Consider the following 12,362-nt stretch of genomic DNA (forward strand, 5'->3'; position numbering starts at 1 on the left):
CGAATGCGGCAACGCCATGACAGCCACACCCGGCATCCCTGGGTGTCCCGATCTTACGAATGACCGCGATCAACCCACGAAGAAAGGTATGGAACTGCCACTGACCGCGGACGTCCGCGAAATGAGCCAGGTCGGAGGGTTCCGGTCAACGTGACCCTCGGAATCGACAACAGAAGCATCAATGCAGCCCCATATGAGGGGCAACTCACTTAGTAATAGCCCCATTTGTTCGCTAGAAGTGGTGGGGCTGATTCCGACTCGCATGGATATGCCGTTCAGGGGGACGCCTCGCCGGTTTGTGTGCTTCTTGTGACAGCTTGTGTGCCACTGGTGACCGCTGGGGTTGCCGGGTCTGACTTCCTGTGGGGGGAAGCTGATGCACTCGCGTGCTGCGCGCACGCCCATGTGGCGTGCCCGGAGAACACACAGAACCGCTCTCGTCTCGGCGATCACCACAGCCGCCGTGGTGATCGCCGCCGCCCCTGGCCTGGCGGCCGGCCCGAAGCCCGCGCTCCCGGAGCCGGAGAGCCCCTGGACGAAACCGACGAAGGTCGAGGCTCCCGCGACGCCGGCCGGCTCGATCAAAGCGCCGGAGTCGGAGGCGGAGGCCAGACCGTCGGCCGAGATCGCGGCCTGGCGGGCGGCGCAGAAGGCCCGCGCCACGGGCGAGGAGCCTGCCAAGAGCTCCCCATCCCGCTCGGCGGCTGCCGCGGACGCCGCGGCGGCCGACTACCTGCCCGAGGGGCAGGGCGAGGTGCCCTGGCACCAGATCCTCGACACCCGCCTGAACGACGCCCTGGTGGCACGGGTGAATGTCTCCAACGGCAACCTGATGCTCGCCGCGACCGACTTCGACATCGCCGGTGTCGGGCAGAAGCTCCAGCTCACCCGTACCTACAACTCCCTCGAAGCTCCGTGGGGGAAGGTGTCGCAGCGCTGGTGGCAGGGATACGAACGCTACCTCCAGGTGGGCGACGGTGAGGTGGACGTCTTCGACGCCACCGGCAACCTGCTGCGCTTCACCGCCAAAGCCGACGGCACGTACACCACCCCGGTCGGCTACTCGAAGGACCTGAAGAAGAACGCGGACGGCACCTACACCCTCACCGACCGCAAGTCCGGCACCAAGGACACCTACAACGAGCACGGCACCCTCACCAAGGTGACGGACAAGAACAACGGCACGATCACCGTCGACCAGCACGACGAAGGCAGCGAGCACAAGGGCTTCAAGCTCACCGAGACCCGCTCGGGCCGCTGGATCGACCTGGTCAAGACGGACGCCAGCCAGTGGCAGGCCAAGGACCACACCGGCCGCACCGCCGTCCTCGACCTCGACGAGGCCGGCAACCTGACCAAGGTGACGGACACCGCCGGCAAGGCCACGCTCTACGAGTACGACGGCTCGCGCCGGGTGACGAAGGTGACCACCCCCGAGGGCACCGTCACCCTGTTCACCTACGACGCCCACAACCGCGTCACCTCCATGCAACGCGCCACCGGCACATCGGGCGGCGGTCACACCGGCCCGACCTGGCGCTACGACTACAGCGCAGCCACCCCGGCGGACGCGGGCACGACGACGGTCACCGACCCCGACGGCGACGCCACCAAGTACGTCCACAACGCCGACGGTGAGGTCACCAAGGTCACCGACCCCCTCGGGCACTCCCGCCACGCGACGTACAAGAACCACCTCGCCCAGACCGCGACCGACGCGATGGGCACCGGCGCCGACGGCACCGGCGGCAACACGACGACGTACGGCTGGGACGGCCGCAACAACGCCGTCTCCCAGAAGCTGCCGATGGGCGCGACGGCGTCGGTGACCCAGTACCAGACGATCGCCGGCACCGACCTGCCCAACGACTTCACCACCGCCGATGGCCGCAAGGACAGCTTCAAGTACGACGCCAATGGCAACACGATGTCGGTGACCACGTCGGGTACGGCGGGTGCGACGCGCGAGTTCACCTACAACGAGGCCGATCCGAAGTGTGGCGGGTTCGAGGGCCAGCGTTGTACTGCGGAGGACGGCAACGGCAAGGTCACCTCGTTCACCTACGACGACCAGGGCAACCTGATCAAGGTGAAGCCGCCGGCGCCGCTGGGCGAGACGACCTACACCTACGACGCGCTGGGCCGGGTGGAGACCGTCAAGGACGGCCGCGGCATCACCACCGTCTACGGCTACGACTCCCGCGACCGTGTCCGTGAGGTTTCCTCGACGAATTCCACGGTCACCTACGCCTACGACGGTGACGGCAACGTGAAGTCCCGCACCGACGCGTCGGGCACCACCAAGTGGGAGTACGACGAGCTCAACCGCGAGAGCGTGCGCACCCTGCAGAACGGCGCCCAGACCGCACTCGCCTACACCCCCGGCGGTGACGTCGACTCCTACACCGACCCGACCGGAAAGACGGACTACACCTGGGACGAGGCCGGCCGCCTCGACCACCTGACCGCGCCGGACGGCAAGAAGACCGACTTCGACTACAACAACAACGACAAGCGCACCAAGACCGTCTACCCCGGCGGCACCACCCAGGCCGTCACCATCGACGACAACGGCCGCCCTCAGCGGATCAAGACCACCTCGGGCACCCAGACCTTCGTCGACCTCGCCTACAGCTACAAGAACACCGCGGGCAAGGACACCACCAAGATCCGCGCACGCACCGACAACCTCACCAACTACAAGACCACCTACACCTACGACTCCCAGGACCGCCTCACCTACGCCCTGGAAGCCGACTCCGCCGGCGCGCGGAAGGCGTCGTGGCTGTACTGCTGGGACAAAGCCGGCAACCTCACCAGCCGAGACGGCAGTAAGAGCACCTGCCCCGGTGGCACGACCTACACCTACAACGACGCCAGCGAGCTGACCGGGAAGAACGGCTCCACCGCGGGCTGGTCCCACGACAAGCTCGGCAACGAGACCGCAGCCGCCGGCAACACCCCGCGCACCGGTGAGACCTGGACCGACTACAGCCAGCTGGCCGGCATCACCGCCGGCGGCAAGACCTACGACCTGGTCCACGCCGGCACCACCAACGCCGAACGCACCAAACTCGGCGCGACCTGGTTCCACCACACCGCGCTCGGCCTGGCGTCCACGACCACGAACGGCGTCGACACCGGGTTCATCCGCGAGCCTTCGGGCACGCTGAACTCCATGACGACTGGGGGGAAGTCCTACTACTACCTCACCGACGCCACCGGCAACGTCCTCGGCCTCGCCGACGACGCAGGCAAGCGCACCCACACCTACGCCTACGGCCCCACCGGTCTCCCGCGCACGACGCCGACCGAAGCCGTCCCCCAGCCCTACCGCTACGCGGGCGCGTACGCCGACCCGACCGGCCTGTACAAGATGGGCCACCGCTACTACGACCCCACCCTCGGGCGTTTCACCCAGCCTGACCCCTCCGGCCAGGAAAACAACCCCTACCTCTACGCCGCCGGCGACCCCATCAACCACAGTGACCCGACCGGGCTGTGGACGGGATGGGACACGGTCGCTACCGCTTTTGCGGCGGTCGCCCTGATCACGGCGATCCCGACCGGCGGTGCTTCGCTGACAGTGGCTGGCGGTATTGGTCTGGCTGTGTCGCAGGCTGCCTTCGTTGGCGCCATCGCGTGTGGCGTGTCGGACGAGAACGCTTGCTAACCGTCGATAACAGCTGCCCTGGTCTCCGAAACGGAGGCCAGGGCACTCTCGGAGAAAGGGGACGCAACATGCTGAAACAACTACAAGGCGTCTTCCTCACGTGTCTGATCGTTGCGGTGCTGTCTCTAATTGCCTTCTCACCCAACGCTCTTGACATTATGCCCGTGTGGTGGAGCGCACTTGGACTCGCCTGTCTCAGTACATGCGGCCTGCTCGTCTCACGTTTCAATAGTGGGCGATAGACGGGCGGGAACCCACCGGCGTGACGGCAAGCGCAGGCAAGCTGACTGGCAAGAACAGCTCGACCGCGGTCCGTTCCTACCACAGGACTCGGCAACGAAACTGCCGTCGGCAACACTGCCCCAACCGCGAGCGCCAAGCGCACCTGTTCAACTGTGCGCATTGCTACCGTCCGCACGCTCAGCGCCGCGGGCATGGCGTCCAGCGCGGCGCGCGGGATGTCTTCGCGGCCGCCGGGTTTGCGCTGTTCCTGCTCATCGCGATCGAGGGGAGGCAGGGCTGGGGCCGGCGGTGCCAGCCTGTCTCGGCAGTTGCCGTTGTTGATCTTGGCGTGCCGGTAAGGATGCGGGAATGTGATCTTGTGGCGTACAACCCTGGCTAAACGTCGGGTTCCTCACGTGCCCTTCCGGAACTTGACGTGTTGTTGTCCGTTTCCTGCCCGTTGACCTGGCGTTCTGTTGAGGCGTTAGTTACCCCTGGCTACTTTGTAAATCTTGTGGGTGGGGTGTGGCGGGGATGTGGACCCGGTTGCGGGACGGGCGGGGAGTAGAGCCCGGGCCAAAGGGCCGTGCAGGGGAACCTGGCGGAAGACGTGGACGTGGTCGCAGTGCCAACGCGGGCATGACTGCGGTGGTGTGTGCGGCGGTGCTCGCGGCGCTCGTGCCTGGTTCGATGGCCTATGCGGCAGGTGACGAGCCGTCCGCCTCGCCGTTGTCGGACGGACAGAAGGCTCTCGAGCAGGCGCAGGAGACCGGCCAGCGGGTGGAGGTGACAGGGGAGCGTACAGAGCGGACCACGGTGTTCGCCAACCCCGACGGCTACACGTTCACGCTGGAAGAATCGGTCGTCCCGGTGCGTGTACCGGCGTCGGATGGCGGCTGGAAGGCGCCGGACGCGACGCTGGAGAAGCGGTCGGATGGCACGGTGGGCCCGAAGGGTGCTGCCGTGCAGATGGTGTTCTCCGGCGGTGGTGACGCTGCCCCGCTGGCGCGGATCGAGGACGAGGGCCGGTCCCTGGCCCTGGGCTGGCCGGGCAAGCTGCCCGCCCCGCGTCTGGACGGCTCCAGCGCTGTGTACCCGGAGGTTCTGCCGGGTGTCGATCTGCAGGTGACCGCGACCCCGGAGAGCTTCCAGCATGTGCTGGTGGTGAAGACCCCCGAAGCGGCAGCCAGCGAGGAACTGGAGAAGCTCACCTTCGGTCTCAAGACCAGTAACCTCACGGTCCGTGAGGGTGCGGCCGGCAACCTGGCTGCTCTCGACGGCAACGGAATCACCGTGTTCAAGGCGCCACCGGCGCGGATGTGGGACTCGGCGGGCCAGGACGCCACGGGCGGCGCGCAGCCCCAGCTGCTGACCGGGGACGCCGCCGGCACTGATGATGGCGCTCGGACGGTAGAGCCGTCGGATCCGTCGGAGACGGCGCCGTCCGGGTCGGGCCTGGAGCCGGGCCAGGGGGACACCGTGGCCCGGATGGACGTCGAGGTCGGCCAGGGCAAGCTGTCGGTGATCCCGGACGCGGACATGCTGACTGCCACCGACGAGTCGGCGTTCCCGGTGTTCATCGACCCGACCGTGACGTGGGGAGAGTCGGAGCGCACCCTGCTGCGCAGCGACGGCTACGAGTCCTACGGCTGGGGCAACGGCGACGACGGCCACGGCAAGGGTGCCGGCAAATGCGGTTCCTGGTCCGGCTACTACTGCGGCCCGGGCTATGTACAGAAGCTGTACTTCGAGTTCTCCCCTACGAGCCTCAAGGGCAAGAAGGTCCTGGACGCCACCTTCCGGATTACGGAGCCGTGGGCGTTCCAGTGCGATCCGCGCTGGGTGGACCTCGTGCGCACGAACAACATCTCCTCGTCCACCACCTGGTCCTCGCGTCCCAAGGAACTGGACTGGATGGTCGACCGGTGGGTGTCCGCCGGCCGCGGCTCCCTGTGCGACCCCGATTCGCCGGACGCGCCGATCGAGTTCAACGACAATCCGGAAGAGTCGAACGAGAACCTCACGCCGACGGTGCGGGACTTCGCGGCCGGCAAGTTCTCCCGGCTGACCCTCGAAGTCCGCGCTCACGATGAGTCGGACACCTCCGCCTGGAAGCGGTTCAAGAACGACGCCGTCCTCGCGGTGGACTTCGTCGGCCTGCCGGACAAGCCCACCGGTGTCGGCCTGCAGGGCGGAGGATCCAGCACGACGCCGGTGTGTGAGCGCAATGCGGCCGACCCAGCGATCATGTCGTACCCGGAGCCGACGCTGAAGGCCACCGCACAGACCAAGTCGGGCGGCGAAGAGGATGCGCAGCTGCGGGTCTACTTCGACGTCGATGTGCAGAACGCCGACAAGACCTGGACGGACGTCGCCCCGGGCAATGGTTCCCTCAGTCCTTCCACGGGCTACGTGGCGGACAACCGGGCACTGTCCCTGAAGTGGTCGAAGCTGGCCGACGGCAAGCTGTACCGCTACCACGCGTGGACGTGGTCGTACTACGGCTCGAGCCATCTGAGCAGCACCGCCTCCGACGGTTTCTGCTACTTCCGGATCGATACGACCCAGCCCAAGGCCCCCCAGGTCACCATCGGGGCTCCGTACAGCGAGTGCACGACCAACGCCTGCGCGGCCGGAGGCGGACCGGGAACGCCCGGCACGTTCACCTTCAAGCCCGCCTCGGGGGACACCAACACCGCGTACCAGTACAAGCTGTCTTCCGCATCCGCCTGGTCCAGCGAGCTGAAGGGCGCAACTGCCTCGGCGAAGATCACGCCCGCACGGGCCGGCCTGCACCGCGTCTATGTGCGGGCCAAGGACACCCTCGGCTGGGGCTCCCAGTCCGTGGTCGACTTCCTTGTCGCAGCCGGTGACAAGCCCATCGGCAAGTGGCACTTCACTGAGTCGAGCGGAACTGCGGTGGACTCCGCCACCACGGACGGCCGTGACGACGCGACCCTGTCCGGGAGCGCGGTCCGGGATGACCGCCGCGGCCGGCGCGGAGTCATCACTCATACCGCGGACGACGTCCCCCGTGGAGACGCCGGTCACTGACAAGGGGATGGCTCTCGACGGCAGCACCGGATACGCGACCACCAGCACACCGGTGGTGGAGACCCGGGCCTCCTACACACTTTCCACCTGGGTCCGTGTCGATACCGGCGTCAACCACACCATGACCGTGCTCGGCCAGATACCCGACAACCCGAGCCCGTTCGCGAAGAAGTACACCCCGTTCGGTCTGTCCTACGCCGGCGGCGGAGCCAACACCTGGAGCCTGAGCGCACTGGACGCCGACGGAAACCTCCACAAGGCCACCGCCCCGCAGGCCACGCCACGCGGAGTGTGGACCCACGTCGTCGGCGTACACGACGCCGCGAACAAGGAGATTCGTCTCTACGTCAACGGGAAACTGCAGGCCACAACCGGCTCCGGGACCCCCTGGCAGACGACCGGCGCGCTGCAGATCGGCCGGGCCATATGGGCCGATGTCCCCACCGACTACTTCGCCGGCTCCATCGATGAGACCACGGTGTGGCAACGGGCTCTCACATCGGCGGAGATCAGTGACGAGGCACGTTTGATGAACTCCCCGAGCCGCGCCGCCGTCGAACTCGTCGCGGACTGGTCGGCTGACCGCGGCAGCGGCAGCAGCATCAAGGACACCGACTCCGGCTACGGCAGGTCGCTAACGCTGGCCGGTGGGGCGTCGCTGGTCGGCGAGGAGATCGTCCTCGACGGCGTGGACGACGCCGCCACGGCCACGGGGCCGCTGGTGGACGACACCGGTTCGTTCACCGTGACCACGCTGGCGGGCCTGGACTCGGAGAAGCTCGCGTCCAAGCCGGTCGGCTACACGGGGCAGGTCCTGGGCCAGCGCACCGCGGACGGTTCGGCGTGGGGCATCTGGTACAGGCGGACCGGCAGCACGACGGAGTTCGACGAACAGACGTTGGAGGAGAGGACCGTACCGGAGGGCTACTGGTACTTCGGCCGGCTCAACACCGACGGCACATTCAGCGCGGTGGCCTCGGAAGAAAGTGCTGCTCTGGACGGCATGGTCCGGTTGACCGGTGTCTTTGACACCCGGGAAGGCACGATCAGCCTCTACGTCGGCAGTGTCGCCAACGGGGATGCCCAGGCCTTCACCGCGAAGATCGGATCGGGCGATTTCGCCGTGGGCACCGGCTTCACCACCAGTAAGTGGCAGCACTACCTGCCCGGTCGTGTGCGCGAGGTGCGCATGTGGGCTGGCGCGATGGCCACCTCTGAGCAGGTCGGCGAGACCGTGAGCGACTGACGGGTGACCGGTGAGGGCAGCCACAGGCCTGGCTGCCCTCACCTGACGACGACACGTCAGCCGCGGCTGTGGCCGGTGAGCGTGGTGCGGGACTTCTTGAATCAGGAACTGGGTGGGGCGAGAACGATGGTATTTGGCAGAGACACCTCAAAACGACGTGGTGAGGAGGCCCGGCGCCGAACGGGCCGATTGCTTGCGCAGGCGCTGGCCCTGGCACTGATCGTGCCCACCGGCCTGGCACAGGTGGCTCAGGCCGCTGGCCCGGACGGTCTGGGCCGCCCCGATGTGCCCAAAACCCCGGTCACCAAGGTCAAAGCCTTCGACGGCCCTGGGGCGAAGAAGGCACGCGCGAAGGTCGCCAAGGAACGCAAGACCAACGCGGAGCAGGCCAAGCACGCGACGACGGACCGCAAAGCCGACTGGCCCAAGCGTGCTACCGCGACACTCCCACTCAAACCCGGTACACAACGCAAGGCCGCGCCGGGCGGAATCCCCGTCACCCTGAGCCCGGCAGCCGCACCCGTTTCACGCTCCGCATCGTCTGCTGCCGCGGCAGCGGGCCAGGCCCAGATCACGGTCCTGGACCAGAAGACGGCCCGCCGCGCCGGTGTCACGGGCGTGCTCCTGACGGCCGCAGCAGAAACCCCCGGCGCAGCAGACGTCCAGGTCGACTACAGCAGCTTCGCCTCCGCGGTCGGCGGCGGCTGGTCCCAGCGCCTGCGCCTCGTGCAACTGCCGGCGTGCGCGCTGACCACCCCGGATAAGCCGGAGTGCCGCAAGCAGACTCCGCTGGCATCCGACAACGACCTCAACGACCAGACCGTCGCGGCGAAGGTCCGCCTGAATCAGGGGAACAGCGGCGCGTCCACTCAGATGCTCGGCAAGTCGGGCAGTGCCGCTTCCGGTGCGACAGTGCTGGCGGTCACCGCTGCTTCGGCGGGTGCGGGCCAGTCACCCAAGGGCGCGGGGGACTACTCGGCGACGAAGCTGTCGGAGTCCTCGTCCTGGCAGGCAGGCGGCAGCTCGGGCTCCTTTACCTGGTCCCACGACTTCACCATGCCGCCCGCCGCGGCAGGCCCAGTGCCGCCCCTGTCCCTGTCCTACGACTCGGGCAGCGTCGACGGCCGCACCGCCACCACGAACAACCAGACGACAACGGTGGGTGAGGGTTTCGCGCTCACCGAGTCCTACATCACCCGCACTTACGGCTCCTGCGACGACGACGGACACGACGACGTCTTCGACCAGTGCTGGAAGTACGACAACGCGCGCTTGGTCCTCAACGGCAAGTCGACCCGCCTGGTCAAGGACGACGACAGCGGCAAGTGGCACTTGGAGAATGACGACGCTTCTACCGTGATCCGCTCCACCGGAGCGGACAACGGCGACGACAACGGCGAGTACTGGACCGTCATTACCGGCGACGGCACCAAGTACGTCTTCGGCAAGAACAAGCTCGACGGCGCCGACACCCAGCGCACCAACTCGACCTGGACCGTTCCGGTCTTCGGCGACGACTCCGGTGAACCCGGCTACAGCGGCGGTGACGCCTTCGCCGACCGCGCCCTGACCCAGGCCTGGCGCTGGAACCTCGACTACGTCGAAGACACCCGCGGCAACGCGTCCACGTACTGGTACACCAAGGAATCGAACTACTACAAGAAGAACAAGGCCACCAAGGCCAGCACCTCCTACACCCGCGGCGGCTACCTCAACCGCATCGAATACGGGCTGCGCCAGGACGCCCTGTTCACCGACAAGGCCGACGCCAAGGTCACCTTCACCTACGCCGAACGCTGCACCGCATCCGACTGCGACAGCCTGACCAAGGACACCGCGGAAAACTGGCCCGACGTACCGTTCGATGCGATCTGCTCCAAGGACGACGACGAATGCAACGCCGCCGGCACCTCCTTCTTCACCCGCAAGCGCCTGACCGGCATCAACACCTTCTCCTACAACGCCACCAGCACCGCCTACGACCCGGTGGACTCCTGGAGTCTGACCGAGGAGTACCTGGACGGCGGTGACATCGGCGACAGCTCCGACCAGGTCCTCACCCTCAAGTCGCTCAAGCGCACCGCGAAGGCCGGCGACACGGCCATCACGGGTGACCCGATCGCGTTCACCTACCAGATGCGGCCGAACCGGGTCGACGCCACCGACGACATCCTGCCCTTGACCCGCCCCCGGATCTCCACCGTCACCTCCGAAACAGGTGCGATCACCGAGGTCACCCTCTCGTCCCCGGAGTGCAAGCGCAGCGAGGTCCTGGACGCGGCGCCGGACACCAACACCCGCTCCTGCTACCCCCAGTACTGGCACATCAACGGCGCCGAGAACGCGGCGATCGACTGGTTCCACAAGTACCGCGTCAGCGCCGTCGGCGTCCACGACCCCGCGGCCAGCAACCCGGCCGTGGAGCACGCCTACTCCTACAGCGGTGCCGCCTGGCACCACAACGACGACCCATTCACTCCGAAGGACGAGCGGACCTGGTCGGACTGGCGCGGCTACCGCCAGGTCACCGCCTACACCGGCGCCGCCGGCGGCACCCGCTCCAAGACCGTCTCGCTCTACATGCAGGGCATGCACGGCGACAAGAAGAAGGACGGCACCACCAAGTCCGTCACCGTCCCACCCTTGCTCGACACGGACGTCGACTTCTCCGCCCCCTACGACAGCGACCGGTACAAGGGAAGCCTGCGCCAGCAGGTCACCTACAACGGCACCCAGCCCATCAGCAGCGTCTTCAAGAACTACACGTACAAAAACACCGCCAGCCAGACGGTGCCGGACGCCGCCGACCACACCGCCCTGTGGGTCCGCAACTCCTCCACCTACACCAGCACCTACCTCACCGGCTCCAAAACCTGGCGCACCCACACCACCGGCCAGAAATACGACGACCTCGGCATGGTGTACGCCGCCGACGACTGGGGCCAGGCCGGCCTGGGCGGCGACGAAACCTGCACCCGCACCTGGTACGCCCGCAACCCCGACGCCGGCATCAACAACCTGGTCTCCCGCACCCGCACCGTCGCCAAGACGTGCTCGGTCACCGACGCCAGCCTGAACCTGCCCGCCACCAGTGCCACCTCCGGTGACGTCCTCGCCGACACCGCGGCCGTCTACGACAAGGCCGACGCCACGACCTGGCTGGCCACCCAGAAGCCCACCAAGGGACACGTCACCTGGGCTGGTCGCGCCACCGGCTACACGGCCACCACCAGCGGCGACGGGCAGCGCCTGCCCTCCGGCTGGCAGACCACCGCCACCACCACCTACGACACCCTGGGCCGCCCGCTGGCCGTCACCGACACCGCAGGACGCACCACCTCCACCGCCTACACCCCCGCCGACGCCGGCCCCCTCACCAGAACGCTCTCCACCGACCCCAAGGGCTACCGCTCGGTCACCTATCTCGACCCCCGCCGCGGCTTGGCACTGCGCAGCTACGACATCAACTCCAAGAAGACCGAACAGCACTACGACGCGCTCGGCCGGGTCACCGAGGTATGGCTGCCAAACCGCTCCAGCGGCAGCCAAATCCCGAACATCAAGTTCACCTACCACCTCGACAACACCAAAGCGTCCTGGGTGTCCACCTCCACCCTGACCAACAAGGACACCTACACCACCAGCTACACCCTCTACGACGCCCTGCTGCGCCCCCTTCAGGCCCAGTCGCCCACCCCGCAGGGCGGACGGCTGCTGACGGACACGCACTACAACACCCGCGGCCTGGCCTACGAAACGTTCGCCGACATCTTCGACAGCGCCAGCACCCCCAACGGCACCTACACCCGCGCAGAGTACGGCCGCGCCCCGACCCAGACGGAGACCGCCTTCGACGGCGCCGGCCGGCCGACCACCAGCACCCTGTACGTCGGCGGCGTCAAAAAGTGGGCCACCACAACCAGCTACACCGGCGACTCCACCGCCACCACCGCCCTCGACGGCGGCTCCGCACAACGCACCATCACCGACATCCGCGGCCGCACCACCGAAACCCGCAACTACGCCGGCGAAAGCCCCGCCGACGCCGACTTCGGCACCGGCCCCGGCGCCAACGGGCCTTGACCCCTGATGTTGGACACACGAGACACTGGATCCTGAGGATCTGAGGACGGACATCTCGTGGTCATGAAGAACTATCCGCCGGAG

3 protein-coding genes and 1 pseudogene are annotated in these 12,362 nt (G+C 67.3%); all 4 read left to right on the forward strand.

The features are described from left to right. Nucleotides 1-403: 403 nt before the first annotated feature. The gene (locus ACFCZF_RS40035) at nt 404-3,673 is read left to right on the forward strand and encodes an RHS repeat-associated core domain-containing protein (protein WP_376675856.1); all 3,270 of its coding nucleotides are present in this window, start codon (nt 404-406) and stop codon (nt 3,671-3,673) included. An 861-nt stretch (nt 3,674-4,534) separates the two neighbouring features. Beyond that, complete coding sequence (locus ACFCZF_RS40040; RefSeq protein WP_376675854.1) at nt 4,535-6,949, forward strand: hypothetical protein; 2,415 nt, start codon at nt 4,535-4,537, stop codon at nt 6,947-6,949. Next, the gene (locus ACFCZF_RS40045; protein WP_376675855.1) at nt 6,930-8,195 is read left to right on the forward strand and encodes a LamG domain-containing protein; all 1,266 of its coding nucleotides are present in this window, start codon (nt 6,930-6,932) and stop codon (nt 8,193-8,195) included. The genes ACFCZF_RS40040 and ACFCZF_RS40045 overlap by 20 nt, the downstream gene beginning before the upstream one ends. 126 nt (nt 8,196-8,321) lie before the next feature. After that, a pseudogene (locus ACFCZF_RS40050) lies at nt 8,322-12,269 on the forward strand (RHS repeat-associated core domain-containing protein); the annotation flags it as partial. Between the last annotated feature and the right edge of the window lie 93 nt (nt 12,270-12,362).

It is taken from the genome of Streptomyces sp. NPDC056296, assembly GCF_042268605.1.
Classification (GTDB): domain Bacteria; phylum Actinomycetota; class Actinomycetes; order Streptomycetales; family Streptomycetaceae; genus Streptomyces.

Bases quoted from the DNA above. Each gene is read 5' to 3' on its own strand.
- ACFCZF_RS40035 (WP_376675856.1), top strand. From the start codon at position 404: ATGTGGCGTGCCCGGAGAACACACAGAACCGCTCTCGTCTCGGCGATC.
- ACFCZF_RS40040 (WP_376675854.1), top strand. From the start codon at position 4,535: ATGACTGCGGTGGTGTGTGCGGCGGTGCTCGCGGCGCTCGTGCCTGGT.